The sequence below is a fragment of the Candidatus Liberimonas magnetica genome (assembly GCA_020523885.1).
Taxonomy (GTDB): domain Bacteria; phylum Elusimicrobiota; class Endomicrobiia; order Endomicrobiales; family JAFGIL01; genus Liberimonas; species Liberimonas magnetica.
The window spans coordinates 325,610-345,491 of sequence record JAJAPY010000001.1 but is presented as its reverse complement, the minus strand read 5'-3'; the positions used below and the strand labels follow the sequence as shown (position 1 = coordinate 345,491).

Genomic DNA, 19,882 nt, shown 5'->3' with positions numbered 1-19,882 from the left:
TTTGTCAGCAAATTTTTAATTATTATAGCTAATTTTATTTGATTTTACCAGAATTTTTGCTATAATAGAAAATCTCGCAGGTTATATATCGTATAGAGATAAATAATTGAAAATTAAATATGAAAATAATATATAAATATATTTTAAAAGAGTTTGTCGAATCATTTATTTTTGGCCTTTTGGTGTTTTCCTGCATCTTATTAATAGATCAGGTATTTCAACTTGTAAACCTGCTTTTGTCAAAGGGGATACCCTCTTTGACTGTTTTAAAACTTTTTATTCTGGTTTTGCCCAATATCTTAACGTTAACAATACCCATGGCTGTTTTGTTTGGGATCCTCTTATCCTATGGCAGGCTTTCTGAAGACAATGAAATAACAGCCCTTCGCTCAACAGGGTTTAAATATTGGGATTTTACTTCCCCAGTTTTATTGTTGATACTTTCTTTGAGTATTTTTTTAGTGTACTTTAACCAGAATATCGCCCCTCTTACTCACAATAAATTTAGAAAGATCTATAAAGAGATCATTGAACAAAAACCATTAATCAAATTCGAAGAAAAAGCTATAATAAATATAGACGAGTACAAGGTCTACGTTAACAAAGTCGATAAAAAGAATAACCTTATAAAAGGCATAAATATCTATAAGTTTTCGAACACAAAAGATGACGCTTCATCGTTCTGGCGCATAGGAGCTCAAACTTCATATGTTTCTGTGACACCCTCAGAAATAGTATTCAACCTTAAAGACGGCTATTGGCAAAAACCCAACCCTGTCCGCCCCGAGAACCTGGTCCATATGAAATTTTCAAATTACATGTTTACTATACCTATCACAGAAAAAACCATGCCCTTTAGCCAATCCTTAAAGGAAATGAAAGGGAAGGCAATTTTAGAAGAAATTAAGAATTTTAAACAAAAGAATTTGCCGATCCATTTTTTAGAAACCGAATACTGGATGAGATTAACATTAGCCTTTGCGCCTTTTATTTTTGCCGGCCTAGGCATGCCTTTAGGCATTATCCTTGAGAAAGGCGGAAAATCCATTAGTTTTGGGTTCAGCTTATTGATACTTTTTAGTTATTACATGCTATTAATAACAGGTCTAAATATAGCAGAAAAGGGTTACGTACCGCCAGCAATAATGTTGTGTATGCCAAACATTATTTCTTTGGTATTAGGAGGCTGGCTCTGGCATAATATGTTGAAAAAATAGTCTTAGAAGATGAATATAATCACACGTTATTTAGTCAAAGAATTCCTTAAGCCCCTGCTCTTCAGCTCTGTTGTGTTTGGCGGGCTGGTTTTATTGTCGGAATTCTTCAGGGAATTGAATTTTTACCTTGAAAAAAAGGCTTCATTCGTTTACGTTTTTGAATATTTGTTTCTTAACCTGCCTTGGTGGATAATTCAAGTACTTCCCGTAGCAGTACTCTTGGCGGTCCTGTTTTCATTAGGAGGGCTTGCTAGGAGCGGCGAAATAACCGCAATAAAAGCAGCCGGTATAAATCTATGGCGCATAATCGGATTACTTATAATCTGCGGAATAGTTATTGGTTTAATAGATGTTATTTTAAGAGAAAAGATAATACCCTATACTACCAATAGGGCTGAATATATAAGAATTTCCTTGATAAAAAAAGAAAATATCGAAACACAGTTCGAGCATCACAACCTTGTAATTTCCTTACCCGAGAACGGCAGAATGACCATAGGTTATTTAAATGCCAATTTGGGCAGGGTAGAAAATATCGTTATAGATTATTACAACAAAGATTTTGTATTAGTTTCACAGTTAGTTTCTCCTCAAGGAAGTTTTGACGGGAAGAACTGGCATATGGAAAATGGAGTAGAGCGTATTTTTAACGGCAATCGTTTCAGCGAGGCATATTTTGCAAAAAAAATCATTGGCTTGCCTTTTACACCAGAGGACTTCATTCATGTCGGCAAACGTCCAGAGCAGATGTCTTTTAAAGAACAGAAAAAATACATAAGCCGCTTAAAAAACATCGGGATCCCTGTTGAAAAGGAAGTCATTCTTATGCATTTAAGATGGGCTTTACCTTTAAGCCACCTTATCGTTATGTTCTTAGGTATCCCGTTTGCTTTAAGCTTCGGAAGTAAACACGGAAAGATACTGAGTTTTACTTTTGCATTGATCTTTGCTTCTTTCTATTGGGCAGTACAAGCTATCGGGCAGTCTTTGGGAGAGAATAAGGTTGTATCCCCAATATTAGCTGCGTGGCTTGGGAATATCGTATTTGGGTTCATAGGGATTATTTTGCTAATTAAAGTTAAGAAGTAAAATATTTTGGATTTTTTCGGTTTGGATTTATTTAGTTATGCCTTATCTTGCGACCGCCATTTTACCGGTTTTTGTTTCATTTCCCACATTGAATTTATAGAAATAAATACCAGGCGCTACATTTTCGAAATTCTGATTTTTTCCATTCCAGTCATATTCATAAACTATTTTATAATCCGATGATTGAGTGACCTTAAATTGAAAATTATTGCCCGCTACATCTATAATTTTTTCGCCTGCCAGGTTATATATGGATAAGCCTATATTATCTGTAACCTTTGATAGTTTTAAGGCAAAAGTAGTGATTACACCTGTATTTTTCCTTGGATGGAAATATCCCTGGCCACAAGGGTTTGGGTAATTTACGATGCTTTGGATGCTCGCAACATCTGTCATGGAAAGGTTCGTCGTTACAAAACCTGCTTTATTTCCTGAGAACGAGATATTTGATATTGTGATATTTGATACTTTGCCCGAATATGAATCAGAATCTGGAGAAGCGAACGTTTTTTTTATGCCCGGCCAAAGATCATTTGGATTTCCATAAGGAGGATTACTTGGATCACTATTGCCTGCCGGTTCGATACCTACTGTATTATGGGAATAATTATTAAGAGAATTATTTGCCATCCTGTCGATAAATGAACTTCCGTCAATTATTCCTTCGTCTATATGCATGATCATTATACCCCCGCCCGGGGTATTAGGGTCATAAGTTGATGCAGTTGAATGGCATATTAGAAAATATTCCTGTGTGCTTCCAAGTATCGGAACCTGATAAGATGTAGTTGATGAAATCTGTACCGGAAGGATAGCTGAAATTGTCTCATCATTAGTGATTTTGATTGGATTAACCCAACCCAGATATTTTTTGCACCACACGCTTGGATGCGTAGGTGTATAACCGTTATTTACCCATGGGCCGTAATCCATCAGGCACCATTTACCTACCCTGCTTCTAGAATCAGTTGTTGAGTAGAGGTCAAAAAGGCCCAGTATATGGCCAAATTCATGACAGGTTACACCTATCGGGCTTGCATTGCTTTCTCTTGCAGGTATATTCGTGCCATCCGTAAAACCGTTTGCTGACACCTGATTACCAGATGAGTTTATAAACGGCCCTACAGCAGCAGACCAGATATCTCCTGCATTTGAGGTAGATTCATTGCCGTAACCTGCATGTGCGACAATTACAGCGTCATAGAGCGAAGAATTAAGGGCAGACGGATTTACCATGTTTAAGCTATCCAGAATAAGCTGGCTAAGGCTGGCTTCTGTATCAGCACCATAGCTGGCCATCGAACTGCTAAGCTTGTACGGAGTTTCATTCCCTGTTAAAACAGATGCCGTCCCATTATTATAGAAATACGTTATATCAAGCACTAATTTTCCGCAAGAGGCTTCATTATAAAAATTCTTCAAATAGTCCAGGGTGTTATTAAAACCTACAATATCGCCGGAAGTTAAGGTATTTTGTCCGGAAGTATTAGAACCGCTTATTGTAAATTGTACGAGTATTACTGCAATTTTTTTAGTCCCGGTTGCAGGCGCTACTACCCCCATGACCTTTTCGGGAGCATAACCCATTTTTATTAAGGTTTGTTCATCATATTTCTTTGCCGGTCTTGTATATTCCTTTGGGCCAGTGTCTGTACCATTAATATGTATAACTGCAAAAAGCGGCAATTTGAATATTAAAAGAAACCAGCAAGATAAAACGATAGACCATATTCTATTTTTCATGATTTAGCTTCTAAAAATAACAATAACCAAGAAACAATCACCAACTAATATTCAAATCCCAATAACCAATCTTTGGGATTTATCATTTTTCTTTTTAGTTTGGTTATTGTTTCTTGGTTATTGAAATTTTATAAATTACGTCCCTTCCTGCCAGGAAGCAAGGTATTTTATTTGTTCCGGTGTAAGTTTATCTATGTCGACACCCATACTTTTAAGTTTAAGGCGGGCTATTTCTTTATCTATAGGTTCAGGTACTGAGTAAACTTTTTTCTCAAGTTTTTTGCAGTTTTTTACCATATATTCTGCGGCCAAAGCCTGGTTTGCAAAAGACATGTCCATGACACTTGCCGGATGGCCTTCTGCCGCAGCAAGGTTTATAAGCCTGCCTTCTCCTAAAAGGTATATCCTGTTGCCGTTCTTGAGCTTATATTCATCAACAAAATCCTTAGCCTTCTGGGTAGACTTTGACAATTTTTTCAATGCCTCAATATCTATTTCACAATTGAAGTGGCCTGAATTACATACTATCGCACCGTCTTTCATTACTTTAAAATGACTTTCAGCTATCACATTTATATCTCCGGTTAAAGTAATAAAAATATCTCCGAGCCTGGCAGCTTTTGACATGGGCATAACTAAAAATCCGTCCATCGTCGCTTCTATCGCTTTTAAGGGGTCTACTTCAGTTACTATGACATTTGCCCCCATTCCTTTTGCCCGCATCGCAACGCCCCTGCCGCACCAGCCGTAGCCGGCTACAACAAAAAATTTCCCTGACAACAGGACATTTGTCGCTCTTAAAATACCGTCAATCGAAGACTGTCCTGTTCCGTACCTGTTGTCAAAAAGATGTTTTGTCAGTGCATCATTAACAGCAATAATAGGGTATTCAAGAACATCTTCTTTTTCCATGGCACGTAGCCTGATAACCCCGGTCGTTGTTTCTTCTGTTCCTCCAATAACATAATCCAGGAGGTCCCTTCTTTTTGAATGTATCAGAGAAACTGTATCCGCCCCGTCATCCATGGTTATCTGAGGTTTATTTTCAATAGCCGTGTTTATATGCTTGTAATAAGTTTTGTTGTCCTCGCCCTTAATGGCAAAAGTAGAAATACCGTAATGTTTAACCAGAGCCGCTGCATTATCATCCTGTGTAGAAAGAGGGTTTGAAGCACACAGGTTTACATCAGCACCGCCCTCTTTTAGCGTGATGGCAAGGTTCGATGTTTCAGTTGTCACATGGAGGCAGCAGGCCATTCTTATGCCTTTGAACGGTTTTTCTTTTTTGAAACGGGCTTTTATTTGTCTTAAAACAGGCATCTCTCTTTCTGCCCACTCTATACGCTTTTTGCCATGATCTGCTAGTTTTATGTCTTTTATATCATATTTCATTAAAATCTCCCTTTAAATTATAGCGTATAGCGTTCAGCGTTTAGCGGATAGTTAAAGTCTTTGACTTTCCTATACGCTCTACGCTATCCGCTGAACGCTATATATGTTTCTGCAGTTCTTTGACTTTATTAGTATTTTCCCATAAGAAATCTTTATCTTTTCTCCCAAAATGCCCATAGGATGCCGTCTTTCTATAGAATGGGCGCCTTAAATCCAGATATTCAATTATCCCTTTCGGTGTCAGCGGGAAATATCTTCTTACGAGTTTATCGATTTCTTTTTCAGGTATCCGCGCTGTATCATGCGTATCAACCATTACGGACACGGGATCTGCGACTCCGATAGCATAGGCCAATTGTACTGTACATTTATCTGCCAGTTTTGACGCAACTATATTCTTGGCTATATGCCGCGCCATATAACATGCGCTTCTGTCAACCTTCGTCGGGTCTTTGCCTGAGAAAGCGCCGCCGCCGTGCGCAGCCATTCCGCCGTACGTATCAACGATTATTTTTCGCCCTGTCATGCCGGTATCGGATTGAGGACCGCCAATAACGAATTTACCGGTCGGATTTATAAAATATTTTGTTTTTTTATCAACCCAGTTTCTAACTATAGGCATACAAACTTTTGCAATGATCTCTTCTTTTGCTTTGTTCGTTATCTTTTTGCCGGTTCTATCCAGAATATCAGCGGTATGCTGGGACGAAATAACAACCGTGTCTACTCTTAGAGGTTTGCCGTCCTTATATTCGACTGTGACCTGTGATTTTCCGTCAGGCCCAAGATATTTCAGGATCTTTTCTTTTCTTACTTTGGCAAGCTGCAGCGTCAATTTATGAGCAAGCATTATAGGAAGAGGCATGAGTTCGTTCGTTTCATTACATGCATAACCTATCATCAGCCCCTGGTCACCTGCCCCTCCTGTATCTACTCCTTGAGCTATGTCCGGGGATTGTGTATGAATTGCATTCAATATAGCGCAAGTCTCATAATCAAACCCGTACTTTGGATGCACATAGCCTATTTCTTTGATTATATTTCGTACCATTTTATGAATGTCTATAAATGCGTGCGTGGTTATTTCACCGCCCACGATCAAAAGCCCCATAGTCACGAAAGTTTCGCAAGCTACCCTGCCTCTGGGGTCTTGTTTTAAGACTTCGTCAAGTACCCCGTCGGATATTTGGTCACAAACTTTATCAGGATGGCCTTCAGTCACTGATTCTGATGTAAAAACAAAATCTTTGCCCTTACTTATAGAACTCATTTTTTTCCTCCTTTAGAATTATAATAAACAATGAATTGTGATTGTAGCATTTTTTAATAAAAAAATAAAATATTTTTTAAAGCCTTGAGTATTTTTGAATTACGGAATTATCGCCAAGCGTAACCATTGAACTTAATACACTATTTGCTTCAATACAGCATTTTTTCCCGATCAAAGCCGTTTCAATCCTTACACCTTCGCCGATTTTCGTATTATCCATTACAACGGAATCATTTATGTAACAGCCTTTTCCGAGGCTAATGTTGTCCCCGAGGCATACATTACCTACTATTTGCACAAAATCCCCTATCCTTACATTTTCTCCGCAAACCAACCTGCCGTTCAAGTCTATATTTTTACCCCATTGCAGTTTTTTCCCTGCCCAGACATTGTTAAACACCCTATGCCCTGGCAGATTGAACTGCATTTTGCCTGAAATCATATCATGATGCGCCTGTAAGTATTTATCAATCGTGCCTATGTCCAGCCAATAACCGTTGAATATATAGCCGTATAAGTTATATTTTTTATTCAATAAGTTCGGGAAAAGTCCCCTTTCTAATGAATAATTCACAGCTTCCGGAATATGTTTAATAGCTTCCGGTTCAAAAATATAAGTTCCTGCATTAATCGTATTACAGGTTATTTCATCCCAGAAAGGTTTTTCCAAAAATCTTTCGATCCTGCCGTTTTTATCGGTTTCTACAAGACCGAAAAGCGTAGGGTCCTTAACTCTTGTTAAAGCTAGGGTCACATAAGCTTTTTTCTTTTTATGATACTCATACATTTTAGTTAGGTTGATATCAGTAAACATGTCACCGTTAAAAACTACTATAGGTTCATTAATGTGCTTATCAGCATTTCTAACAGCCCCACCTGTCCCAAGAGGATGATCTTCGTGCACATAATGAATTTTCAGGCCCCATTTCTTTCCGGTTCCAAAATGCCTCTTAAATTCGTCGGGTAAATAGGCAATACAAAGGACTATTTCTTTTATCATATGCTGTTTTAGTAATTTAAACTGGTATTCTAAAAATGGTACATTCACAATAGGCAATAGAGGTTTTGGAGTAAAACATGTCAAAGGCCTTAATCTCGTCCCTAACCCTCCAATTAGAATGAGAGCTTTCATTGAAAAACCTCCAGTTATTTGTGAATAGTTTTAAATTATTTCCATTCACTACTTGCTATTTACTGATCTAAAATAATCTATCGTTTGCCTTAAACCTTCTTTAAAATCGTATATCGGTTCCCAGCCCAGCACTTTTTTCGCTTTGTCCGCATTTAGGAAACTTTTTAAAAGTTCACCTGTTCGTTTTGGTTTATGCATTGGTTTTAATTTATAATCTAAAATATCAGCCATGCTTTTAAAAAGTTCATTTACTGATATTGCTTTTTCTGTTCCGATATTAATGATCTCACTATTCCCATTATGAAGAGCCAGAATATTCGCTTTTACAACATCTTTAACAAAAACATAATCTCTTTTTTGTTCGCCGTCTCCGTAAATTACCACAGTTTCGCTGTTCAGCATTCTGTTTGAAAATATAGCTACAACACCCGCTTCTCCCTGCGGGTCCTGCCTTGGGCCGAATACATTTGCGTACCTAAGAGAAGTAAAGCTTATTCCGAACAACTTTGAATAATACTGAAGATAGAGTTCTGCCGAGTGTTTTGTTATACCGTACGGTGAATCCGGCCTTGGGATATAATTTTCATCCGGTGCAGATTTACCGCATTCGCCATAGATGGTCCCGCCGGAAGACGCAAATATTATTTTTTTCACTTTAAAGGCTTTGGCATTTTCCATCAGGTTAATTGTTCCCAATACATTTATACCGGCATCCAAAACAGGGTCACTTACTGATTTTCTAACGTCTATCTGTGCGGCATGGTGGCATATAACATCTATCTTTTCTTTTTTGAATAAATTTGAAAGCCTGTTTTTATCACGTATATCAACGTTGAAAAACTTCGCCTTGTTGTTAAGGTTTTCTTTCTTTCCGGATGACAAGTCATCAACTATGATTACTTTATGCCTATCGTTTATAAATGCATCTGCTATATTTGAACCGATGAAACCGGCACCTCCGGTTACCAATATCTTCATTCAGTAAGCCCCTTCCTTGGTAATAACTGCAGGTATAGTCCTAAATATTATGTTCAGGTCCAATCCCATCGACCAGTTCTCTATATAGAATATATCAAGTTCTATCATTTCTTCATAACTCAAGGATGCCCGGCCCGATACCTGCCAAATCCCTGTAATTCCTGGAAGCACCCTCAGCCTTCTTCTTGACCAGTCATCATAAGCTTCAGCTTCCCATAAAACCTGGGGCCTTGGCCCGACAATGCTCATTTCACCACGCAACACATTAATTATTTGAGGTATTTCGTCCAGACTGTACCGCCTTAAAAACCTACCAACTCTTGTTATTCTTGGATCCTTCGACATTTTAAAAACCGGACCCTGGCGTTCATTCTGAGATTTTACTTCTTCAAGCAGCGCATCTGCATTTTTTACCATCGTTCTGAATTTATAAAATGAAAATATCTTCCCACGATAACCAACTCTTTTATGATAGTATAAAAAACTTCCGGAAGAATCAACTTTAATTAAATAAATTATAAAAAGCAGCACCGGCCAGGAAAAAGATATAAAGATTATTGAAAGTATCAGATCAACTACGCGTTTAAAATAGAAGTTGAACCCGTCTAATGAAACCGATTTTAAATGGAAAACTGGTATCCCTAGAGATGAATCGATGATTATCTCTCCCCTGCATATCTGCACTATGTCAGGGACAAATTTCAAATCAGTTTTTAAATTTTCACACATGTCATAAAAATTAAGCAGTTTGTCTTGAGGCCATTTTTGGTGGGTAAGTATAACCTGGTTTATCGATTTATCTAAAATAATACTTTTTATTTTTTCAGCATTAGGCAGATCGTCATACGGGTAGTAAGTCACCTTTATATACGGATGCTGCTTTATTATTTTTTTTAAAACTTTGTTTTCCTTTCCTATTACTAATATTCTTTCTTTTCCCAAAATCCTATATAAAAAATAAGTTGTCGTTGTTTTAAAGATTTCCCGTGCTATAAATATGAATAATATTGAATTTATCCAAAAAAACAGAAAAGTTAGCCTGGAGAAAGAGAAATCCCTATAAAAAAATGTTGCCATTACAAGGAAAAAGAAACTTTCACTTCCTGCCCTGGCTACTCTTAATAACTCATCTAAAAACGGTGTAAAATAAACGCTGTAGAAACTGTGCTGCGAGAATACAAATAAGTAAAGAGGTACTATCAAATAAAGCAGGTACTTGTAAAAAATCCATTCGGGGATCCCCCTCTCAAGCGGGAAAACATCCGTTACTATCGAGAAAAACCTCATATGATATGAAAAATAAAACGCAAAACAAATGACCGCTGCATCCAATGTCAGCAATGTAACTACGATAATTGGTTTAATGCCGGTGATTTTCATATTTTGGTATATTATCAATATTTGACGGAAATTGCAAGCTTTAAGCTATTGTTTGCGGGGCTGTTCCGCCCCCGCACCCCTGAGTTCATTTTCTTTGGCCGCTCAAAGAAAACGAACCAAAAGAAAGGCGCCCCCTTGGCTATTCTTTCGTATTTTTCAGGATTCTGCGGAACTTGCCCTTCGGCTTCGCCAGAAAGGGCTTCGGACAGTCCTTGAATAATTCCCTGAAAAATACTCTCTCATTACCAGCCAAAATGGGGTTTATAACAAAACCAACATAAGAGGCTTAAATATTTTGACTATTATAGCACTACTTCGTTAAGTCGAATATCATACGACACTCTTTCTTCTTCGGTGTCTTTGCGAGGAGCGAAGCGACGTGGCAATCTCCAAAACGTCGAGATTGCTTCGCCTCTGGCTCGCAATGGTAAACCTCACTTAACGAAGTAGTGGTATCTTATGTCAGGTTTTCGCACTGCAAGTATTGCCGGGAGGCAATTAAGCACGCTTTTAGCGGGTTTGGTGAGTCTGCGAACCCTTGCAGTGTCCACTCCACACAACACCATTCATTGAAACATTCAGGGATTTTCTTTGAGCGGGTTTAATGCGGCTATGAATGAGTGTTTTTCAGGAAGTAGTCGGCGAGGACTGTCTGAGGTCATTCCTGGCGAAGCCGAAGACCGAGTTCCGGCAGTGACTTCCTCTATTTACTTAAATGGAATGCCGATTTATCGGCCCCTGAAAAATACGAATGAATGCATTATTAGCGAAAAGGAAATTCCTGAATGCTTCCGCATACCACTAACTGTTTCTTAAAATCCTTTTTCAAACATTACTTATTCGGCTGGATTCCCGATTACTACTTTAGGGAATGACAGGCATTTTAGAATTCAATGTATCTTGAAAAAAATGAAACTATCTCTTTTTTAAAATGTTCGCGTGAAAACTTCAAGGCATTTTCTCGTATCTTGTTTTTATCAAAATTCATTTTCTCAAATTTTAAAATACAATCTTTCAAGCCTTCATGTGTTGGCTCACTAAAATATACTCCTGTTAGTCCATTAATAACGGTTTCGGCGGCACCGCCTTTGCCGAAGGCTATTACAGGTTTGCCGGCTGCCTGGGCTTCAACAGCTGTTATGCCGAAATCTTCTTCCTGAGGGAATATAAAAGCTTTGCATCCTGAATAATAACGCTTAATCTCTTCATCTGAAAGCCAGCCGAGAAATTCAATGTTAGGATTGGCCATTTTCCTTAATTTGGATTCGTCTGGACCTTTTCCTATGATCTTTAGAGGATATTTTAACTCATTAAAAACTTCTATCGCTAAGTCTGTCCTCTTGTATGGTACCATTGCTGTCACCATTAAATAATAATTCCCATCCCACGCATTTGGATAGTTTTCAACATCTACAGGAGGATAAATTACTTTTGCATCCCTGTTATAATACTTTTTTATTTTATTTATTATATGTTCAGATATACCGATAAATTCTTTTACATTCCTGGAACTTTCAACATCCCAATCCTGAAGAAAAGGCCTTACCATAAACATCAGTAAATTAACTATAAAACCGGATTTTTTGGCATTAAAATATTCATCATACTGGTCCCAGATATAACGCATAGGAGTGTAGCAATAACAAATATGAGGGATTTCTTTTTTTGTTTTTACCCCTTTTGCGACGCAGTGGCTTGATGAAATGACCAGGTCATATCTGTCAAGGTTAAAACTTGATATGGCAAAGGGCATTAGAGGAAGGTAATATCTGTAGTTCTTTTCGATCTTCGGGATATACTGCAAGAATGAAGTATTTATCCTATGCTTTTCAATTGTATCTGACACACTGTCTTTGTCCCACAAAAGCGTATAAATATCCGCATCAGGGAATAACTCGCAGAATGCCTCCAAAACCTTTTCCCCGCCGCGCATTCCGGTAAGCCAGTCATGAACTATTGCAATCTTTATATCTCTTAATTTTCTCATTCTATTTTAATGTCAAAGATAAGAATTGATAAGCTTTACTACTTCATCTGAACCGATTTCAAGGCAGGACATCTTTTCACATCCATTTTTTCTATAACACGGACTGCAGTCGACTTCCTTCTGCAATACTGAAACATTGTCTTTTTTATCGTACCATTGCGATCGATTTTCAATCCCGCTCATTATTACGATAGTTTTCCTATTTAGCGCTATTGAAAACTGGGCTGGGAACGAATCCATTCCTATTACTAACTCAGCTTTTTTAATCAACCCGGCAAGCGTCTTTATATCGGTTTTATTGATTGCACTAAAAACATTCTGGTTGTCAACCAGATCAACAAAGGGGTTTTCCGGATGCTGACCTACTAAAATTACAATACAATTATTCTTGATAGACTCTCTTATAACTTTTTTCCAGGCATTTATTTCCCACTTTTTCGTAGCATTTCCTCCGAAAGGGTGAACGAGTATCAGCTTTTTATCAGTGTTTATGCGGTAATTATTCATCAACCTTTCAGCTTTATCGATATCCACAAGGTAGTCTAACGCATCTGTTTTGTTTTCATGCGGTCCGTACGAGAATATCCTGATTAAATCTAGGAAATGTTCTGTTTCCGGAATATTTTCTTTCCATTTTTCGCTATGATTCAGCAAAAAACCGAGCCCTGCGCTCGTAAACCCTATCCTGTATTTAATATTGCCAAAAATCAAAAGCGGTATCATATTCGGGAAATAAGCCCTAAAATCTATGGCCATATCATATTTGTTTTTTAGAGCCTCTTCTACAAAATTTATTGATGAAATTATATCGATAAATACTTTTTTAACAATATTCTTACCCCGGTTTAAAAAATAATTGTCATAATAAATAACTTTATTAATATAAGGGTTGCCGTTCACAAGGTCTTTTGACCAACTCCCTATAACAAGGTGCAGTTCGTCATTTAAAAATACTTTTTTTATTTCAGGAAGTACCTGCAAAAACAAAACAATATCTCCTAAATGGTCATTTTTACAAAGCAATACTTTACGATGAGAACTATTTTGGGGCAGTGCTTTCTTAATAAACGGGCGTAAAATCAGATTACCTGCAAAATCAATGAGGATAAACAACAGTCTCGCATAAAGACGCTGAAAATGATAGCCATTTTTTAACCTGTTTTTATTTTGCCGTGATTTCATCATAAATATTTTTCAGTTTTATCCCGACTTTAGCCCAGGTATAATTATTTTTCACTCTTTCTAAACTTTTTGCTTTCATCTCTTCAAGCCTTTTTGGGTTTTCTATCAATTCTTCCATAGCAGCACTTAATCCTTCCTGGCTGCCTTCTTTAAAGATTATTCCTGAGTCACTTATTACATTCGCTATTTCACCGCTTGAAGAACCTATTACTGCAACACCACATGCCATTGCTTCTATTAAAACCCTTCCAAATTGCTCTTTCCAGTTTTTTGTGGTCAAGGAAGGCAATACTAAAATATCCATTTTTGAATATAAGGCGGGAAGCTCCTTATTAGAAACAGAGTCTATGAATTTTATACTAAGGTTCTTATTTCTTAGGAGCAGTTCTTTTTTGAGATAGCCGTTACCAATTAAAGACAATTCAATGTTTTTATATTTAGAAGAAAGTTTATTGAATGCTTCGACCAATATAGGAATACCTTTTTCTTTAACTATCCTGCCTATATAGCATATTTTTATTATACCTTCTTTTACAGTTTCTTTTTTATAAAATACTTCATCGTCGATACCGACCGGCAAATTAAAAATCTTATTTTTAAAACCTTTTTTTTGCCATAATCCTCTCCCTTCAATAGGAACTGATATTATTGCATCTGCAAATCTCAGGTTGTATTTTTCTATCCAGGAAAAAGGGAACGGCTGCCTGGTATATATATTTTCAAATGACTGAATCACGACCTTAGGGCGGTTTTTAAGTATTTTTAAAGCATTTATTAATTGAAAAGCAGAGATAGAATACGGCTCCTCAAAAATATGGACCAAATCTGGCATAAAATCCCTTACCAGTTCTTTAACAAGTTTATCGTTCCGGTAGAAAAAACTGCGAATATGATTCCTAAATATTACAGGGACTGGATAAAGCACATAACCGTCTTTTTCGACAGGTTCTTTAACAACTTTATCTTCTCCGCATTCCTTCCATATATCCGGGCATAAGGCTTTTATTTCAAATCCAAGATTTGAAAGCTCTTTTAGATATTTCCTGTATTCTTCTTCAACCAGTGAATGAGAAGCAAATAGAATCTTCATGCAAAAATCATAGAGAACAAAAAGAGATTGTTTCAGAACATGAAGCAATCTCTTTTAAAATTAAATACGCTTAAAAAATTTATTTCTTACCAGCGCGGACAGGTTTATCGTCTTTTGCTTCAGCTTTTTCTTGAGTATCTTGGGTTTTAAGAACTGCTGCAGGAAAATATTTTTGCCTTATTATGCTTTCAATCTCGTCAGTTGTCTTTGGATTCTCTTGTAAAAACTGTTTCACGTTGTCACGCCCTTGTCCCAGCTTGAGGTCTTTAAAAGAAAAGAAGGCTCCGGATTTATCAATGATCTTTTCTTCAATACCCATATCTATTAAATAGCCGAAGCGGTCTACGCCCTGCCCGAAAGTTATTTCAAACTCAGCCTGCCTGAAGGGCGGTGCAACTTTGTTTTTTACAACTTTAACCCTTACCCTATTGGCTATCACTTCCTCGCCCTTTTTAACGGACTCAATTTTTCTTATATCCAGACGTACTGACGAGTAAAATTTCAAAGCAAGGCCGCCGGGCGTAGTTTCGGGATTCCCCCACATGACACCGATCTTCTGACGGACCTGGTTGATGAAAATTACAGAGGTCTTTGATTTTGAAATAGTCGAAGTAAGTTTTCTAAGAGCCTGGCTCATCAACCTGGCCTGAAGCCCCATGTGCGAATCGCCCATCTCTCCTTCAATTTCAGCTTTAGGTACTAGTGCCGCAACCGAATCTATCACGATCACATCAACAGCACCGGAACGGACAAGTTTATCCGCTATCTCAAGCCCTTGTTCGCCTGAATCCGGCTGGGAGATCAACAAGTTATCTATATCTACACCGAGTTTTAAAGCATAATCCGGGTCCATGGCATGTTCGGCATCTATAAATGCGGCTATACCGCCGAGTTTTTGAGCCTGAGATACGATACAGAGTGAAAGAGTTGTCTTGCCTCCGGATTCAGGGCCAAATATTTCTATAACCCGTCCGCGGGGTATACCGCCTACTCCTATTGCAATATCTAAAGGCAAAATCCCTGTAGGTATCGCCGAAACAGGCATCTTTGCATGCTTTTCACCTAATCTCATTATAGCATCTTTGCCGAAATCTTTTTCAATCTGTGTCAAAGCCAGATCAAGAGCTTTTAAACGTTCATCTTTTGCCATTTTTCCCTCCGTAACTCAGGGGTAAGGTTTAAGGGGTAAGTCGTAAGAAAAATCTCGTTTTATCTTATCACTTACAACTTATCCCTTATCACTGATTTTTTATTATATATAACTATATATTGATTGTCAACGATAATATGAATTCATTGATATTTCAAGAAAACAATTTTAATCTCGGAACGAGCCAGAAAGCTTCCCAGACTATTTTATTGCTTATTTTGGATCTTCCTTTTTCTCTTTCTTTAAATGTTATAGGTACTTCTTTTAATTTAAACCCTTTTTGAAAAACACGGTATTTTAATTCTATAAGAAAAGCGTATCCTTCGCCCTTCAAGTTCCTATAATCTAACTGTTCTAAAACCCGCTTTCCCATACAGTTGAACCCGCTTGTCAGGTCATTGACACCGATATTCAAAATGGTCGATGCATATAAGTTCGCACACTTGCTGAGCAGGTGCCTGTAGAGAGGCCAGCCTTCAATTTTACCGCCTGGGATATAGCGGGAACCGACACTATAATCCGAATTAGCACCTATCAATTCGGGTATTTTGGCGTATGGATGAGATAAGTCAGCATCCATCATAACTATCTTTTCATAATTATTATTAAGAGCATAAGTAAAACCTTCTATGTATGCTGACCCTAATCCCATTTTACCGGGCCGTTTTATCAATTTCAGCTTGTTGTTCGTTTTCTTGATGTTCTCAATTTCAAGGGCTGTGCCGTCGGGCGAGTTGTCATCAATAAACAAAATATCGCAGTCAAAGCCCATAATGCCCTCAACTATCGTTTTTACATTATCTTTCTCGTTATAGGTAGGGATTATTACAAGTACATTCATGCTCTTACTCTTCAGATGGGCATTTGCCTGTCCAGCAATAAAGGCACAGTTTTTCTTTCATCAAAGTAAATTTTGTTCTTTAAAACTAAAATAACCGCTGCCAGTTATTATAATATGATCTAATAAATCTACATCAACTGTTTTGAGAGCAGTTTTAATAGCATCCGTCACCTCTATATCATTCTTAGAAGGCTTTAGAGTCTCTCCGGGATGATTGTGAGCGATAATTACGTTAACTGCATGGTGATACAGGGCACGTTCAACGATTTTCCTTGGATAAACAATAGATTTATCAATAGTCCCTTTTTGCAGGAGTTCCTGTTTTATCAGGTTGTTGCTCCTGTTTAAAAAAACCGCATGAAATTCTTCGTCAAATGAACCTTTCAGGACAGTTGTTAAAAAATTAACTACACCTTCAGGAGAAGCAAGCAGGTTTTTTTTAGCTATTGTATTTTTAGAATAATACTTTGTTATTTCTTTTAAAAGCTTTATAAAAAGAGCGGTGTGTTCGGATATCCCGTTTATGGACTTTAGATCTTTATAATCAGCATCAAGTACGCCGTTAAAAGAATTAAATTTATGGACAAGCTCTTTTGCCAGAGTTTTTGTGTCCTTTCTTGCGATAGCGTAGGAAAGGGCAAACTCAAGTATCTCATAATCAAGCCAGGACTCTATGCCGCCTGCTTTAAATTTATCTTTGATCCTTTTTCTGTGTCCTGTATAAGTTTGTTTGGAATTCTTTCGCTTAGAAATTAGAGGCATAGTAGGCCCTATTGATCATTATAATCTGATACCGGCTTTCTTAAAGATTTCTTTTCAGCTTTGATTCTTTTAAGCTCCAGCATCTTTTCTTTTGCACGTTTTGACCTTTTACGTTTTTGTCTTCTGATCTTTTCTATTTTCTGCTGTTCTTTGCTTAAATTGCCAAGGAATAAAGATTCGATTTTCTCTACCAAAATCCTTCTTGCAAAAAACCTGTTTAAACTTTGAGAGCGTTCTTTCTGACATTTCACTTCTATACCCGTAGGAAGATGCTTCAGGTATACACAAGTGGACAATTTATTTACGTTTTGCCCGCCCTTGCCTCCAGATTGAACAAATTTTTCCTGAATGTCTTTCTCAAGGATATTAAATTTGAACATTCGTTCGTCAAGTTTTTTTTCTTTCAGAGGGTTTACTGGATATTTCATTTGAGATCAAATTAATGCTGGCTGATCCACAAAAACAGCTTACGTATCATAGCTTTATCAAGCATCTGGACACCGTGGTTTGAGTTCTGTCCCTGTATTAAGACTGCTTTTTTATTGGATTCGATTTGTTTATATAAAAAACACCCGCTTTGAAATGCATAGGTATCATTCGGAGATGCTACGATGGCGATAGGTCTGTATTTGTTTTCTTTCGACGTAAAGGAGAGAATGGTCTGGCTTATTTCCATGCCTGCATAGTTGAGCCCGGGGGAAAGAAGAATAACAGGACTAATCTTATCGTTTGAAGCGGCATAGATCAAACTAACGTTTGCGCCAAGGCTTGCGCCTATAATTCCTATTTTTTGATACGGTATACCCTTGCTGTTTTTCAGGAATTCTACGGCTTCTTTGAGGTCTGAAACCATCTTATCCCAGTTCGAGTTATCTCCAGGCGGGCCAAAATCTTCGTAAGTAAATTTCTGGCCGCCTTTTATCACCAGGCTTTTACCGTGGCCTCTTGCATCATAAGACAAAAAACCGTATCCTTTTTTTAACAATTGATGGACAAACAGCTGCCACTCATCCTGGCTGCTTGCCAGGCCGTGTAATAAAACAAAAGTTTTGATATTTGATCTGGCAGGTTTTACAAAAAGCCCCTGTATTTCTACGCCGTCCTTAGTTTTAAAGGATATTTTCTCCCCTATCCTCGCTCCTTTTGAGACCTTTGTCCATGAGCTACAAGGATAGGCAAGCATAATGAATAAGCTTAAAAAAACTATTAATATTTTGCGGTATTTATTTTTTTCTTGCATAGGTTTTATAATTACGAAGAACAGAAAGCAGCAAGACCGTTAAATATCTTCTTTAAAGCATTAATTATTTTAGATATACCTACTCGTTGCCGGCAAAGGCAGAATTGACTTTCTCGGCAGCTTTATCCAACCCTTCTTTAACGGTTATACGCTTATTGAAGATAAGGTCTATCTGCGGATAAACGAACTTGTCCCAGGCTTCCCTCCATTTAGGATGGAAAGGGTTATATACTGAATATTGTACCGCCTCGTTTAACATTTTCTTGTTTGCAGGTTGTTTAGGACTTCCGGCCCAGAACGGGCCTTCGGATATTTTCTTATTTGCAGGCTGGGCAAGGCCGTTATCTGCAAGCATCTCCTGGCCTTTATCTCCTGCCAGGCACTTTAGCACTTCCCATGCCTCTTGAGGATGTTTGGTGACTTTCATGATGGCGTAGCCTGAACCGCCTGTCCCGAACCCTCTTTTACCGTCCGGCCCTTTCGGAGACATCACTACATCCCAGTCAAACCTGTTACCGATCAATCTTCTTAAATTCGGAGTTTCCCAGATACCGGACTGGAACATGGCCAGTTTTTCCATAGAGAACAGCTGGTTTATGCTCATACCCATATTCGTCAAAGCTCCTGTCATAGGGGCGATATAGTATTTATCAGACAGGTCCATAAAAAACTGCATCCCGTCTACAGACGGTTTCTCATTTATAATGCATTTTTTAGGATTTTTTACATCATCAACGAATTTCCCGCCGAAAGAATAAATGAAATTATGTATCGACCATCCCCAAAACCCGTATCTTTGTATTTTTTTCGGATTAAATCCTTTATCAAGGGGGGTTTTACCGTTTTCATCAACTGTTAATTTTTCTGCAGTCTTTACGAAATCGTTCATATTCCAATCATCGGAAGGGTATTTGACTTTCAGCTTGTCAAACAAGGTTTTATTATAAAAGATCACCCCGAATGGGGCAACATCCCTTGGTATACAGTATATTTTACCGTTTACCGTGAACCTGTCCACTATCCCCGGGAAGAAATCCGATATGTTAAAACTTTTGTCAGCATTCAAAAACTGCGTCAAGTCAAGAAGTGCGTCTTTATTTATGAATGTTACAAATATATCCACATCGGAAAAAATGATGTCCGGAGGGTTGCCGCCGGCTATTTCCGTAAGTATTTTGTCGCTGTAGGAACCTGCAGGGATATGCTGTAAAACCACCTTAATGTTCGGATGTTCTTTTTCCCAGGCATTGATAGTAGTAGTTATAATTTCCTTTTCCTCCACAGCTCCCCAGAAAGCTACCCGGATCTCAGGAGGCTGCGCCTCGCCGGATTTAGCTGCCTCATTCTTTTTTCCGCATCCTATAAACCCTGAGAATAAAATACTGCCCGTAATTAATAAAACACTTATTTTTTTCATACTTTTTCAAGC

General features: G+C 37.8%; 17 protein-coding genes. 2 read left to right on the top strand and 15 right to left on the bottom strand.

Going from position 1 to position 19,882, the window contains the following annotated elements; genetic code table 11:
- The first annotated feature begins 119 nt into the window (after positions 1-119).
- Positions 120-1,217, top strand: a complete 1,098-nt coding sequence (locus LHV68_01050) for an LptF/LptG family permease (protein MCB4790454.1) — start codon at positions 120-122, stop codon at positions 1,215-1,217.
- A 9-nt stretch (positions 1,218-1,226) separates the two neighbouring features.
- Positions 1,227-2,306: an LptF/LptG family permease gene (locus tag LHV68_01045; GenBank protein ID MCB4790453.1), complete on the top strand. Its 1,080-nt coding sequence runs from the start codon at positions 1,227-1,229 to the stop codon at positions 2,304-2,306.
- A gap of 42 nt (positions 2,307-2,348) precedes the next feature.
- Here the strand turns inward: LHV68_01045 and LHV68_01040 are convergent, their stop codons facing one another.
- From LHV68_01040 to LHV68_00970, 15 genes are all read right to left on the bottom strand, one after another.
- Entirely contained in the window at positions 2,349-4,049 is a 1,701-nt protein-coding gene (locus LHV68_01040; protein MCB4790452.1) for a M6 family metalloprotease domain-containing protein, read from the bottom strand.
- Positions 4,050-4,184: 135 nt separating this feature from the next.
- Positions 4,185-5,441 (bottom strand): adenosylhomocysteinase, encoded by a 1,257-nt coding sequence (ahcY, locus tag LHV68_01035; protein ID MCB4790451.1) that lies wholly within the window; start codon positions 5,439-5,441, stop codon positions 4,185-4,187.
- A 97-nt stretch (positions 5,442-5,538) separates the two neighbouring features.
- Positions 5,539-6,711, bottom strand: a complete 1,173-nt coding sequence (metK, locus tag LHV68_01030; GenBank protein ID MCB4790450.1) for a methionine adenosyltransferase — start codon at positions 6,709-6,711, stop codon at positions 5,539-5,541.
- 76 nt (positions 6,712-6,787) lie between these two features.
- Positions 6,788-7,843 (bottom strand): NDP-sugar synthase, encoded by a 1,056-nt coding sequence (locus LHV68_01025; protein ID MCB4790449.1) that lies wholly within the window; start codon positions 7,841-7,843, stop codon positions 6,788-6,790.
- A gap of 48 nt (positions 7,844-7,891) precedes the next feature.
- Entirely contained in the window at positions 7,892-8,821 is a 930-nt protein-coding gene (locus LHV68_01020; protein MCB4790448.1) for an NAD-dependent epimerase/dehydratase family protein, read from the bottom strand.
- On the bottom strand, positions 8,822-10,201 hold the full coding sequence (locus tag LHV68_01015) for a sugar transferase (protein ID MCB4790447.1): 1,380 nt from the start codon (positions 10,199-10,201) through the stop codon (positions 8,822-8,824).
- An 883-nt stretch (positions 10,202-11,084) separates the two neighbouring features.
- Complete coding sequence (locus LHV68_01010; GenBank protein MCB4790446.1) at positions 11,085-12,188, bottom strand: glycosyltransferase; 1,104 nt, start codon at positions 12,186-12,188, stop codon at positions 11,085-11,087.
- A 12-nt stretch (positions 12,189-12,200) separates the two neighbouring features.
- On the bottom strand, positions 12,201-13,373 hold the full coding sequence (locus tag LHV68_01005; protein ID MCB4790445.1) for a glycosyltransferase family 9 protein: 1,173 nt from the start codon (positions 13,371-13,373) through the stop codon (positions 12,201-12,203).
- Positions 13,351-14,460 (bottom strand): glycosyltransferase family 4 protein, encoded by a 1,110-nt coding sequence (locus LHV68_01000; protein MCB4790444.1) that lies wholly within the window; start codon positions 14,458-14,460, stop codon positions 13,351-13,353. Before LHV68_01000 ends, LHV68_01005 begins: the two co-directional genes overlap by 23 nt.
- 79 nt (positions 14,461-14,539) lie before the next feature.
- Positions 14,540-15,610, bottom strand: coding sequence for a recombinase RecA (recA, locus tag LHV68_00995; protein MCB4790443.1), 1,071 nt, complete (start codon positions 15,608-15,610; stop codon positions 14,540-14,542).
- 154 nt (positions 15,611-15,764) lie between these two features.
- The gene (locus LHV68_00990) at positions 15,765-16,451 is read right to left on the bottom strand and encodes a polyprenol monophosphomannose synthase (protein ID MCB4790442.1); all 687 of its coding nucleotides are present in this window, start codon (positions 16,449-16,451) and stop codon (positions 15,765-15,767) included.
- Positions 16,452-16,511: 60 nt separating this feature from the next.
- Positions 16,512-17,213: a DNA repair protein RadC gene (gene radC, locus LHV68_00985; GenBank protein ID MCB4790441.1), complete on the bottom strand. Its 702-nt coding sequence runs from the start codon at positions 17,211-17,213 to the stop codon at positions 16,512-16,514.
- An 8-nt stretch (positions 17,214-17,221) separates the two neighbouring features.
- Positions 17,222-17,641 (bottom strand): peptide chain release factor-like protein, encoded by a 420-nt coding sequence (locus LHV68_00980; protein MCB4790440.1) that lies wholly within the window; start codon positions 17,639-17,641, stop codon positions 17,222-17,224.
- 11 nt (positions 17,642-17,652) lie between these two features.
- Positions 17,653-18,453 carry an alpha/beta fold hydrolase gene (locus LHV68_00975; GenBank protein ID MCB4790439.1) on the bottom strand — a complete coding sequence of 267 codons (801 nt, stop codon included), beginning with the start codon at positions 18,451-18,453 and terminating at the stop codon, positions 17,653-17,655.
- Between the two features lie 79 nt (positions 18,454-18,532).
- The gene (locus LHV68_00970) at positions 18,533-19,870 is read right to left on the bottom strand and encodes a sugar ABC transporter substrate-binding protein (GenBank protein ID MCB4790438.1); all 1,338 of its coding nucleotides are present in this window, start codon (positions 19,868-19,870) and stop codon (positions 18,533-18,535) included.
- Positions 19,871-19,882 lie beyond the last annotated feature (12 nt).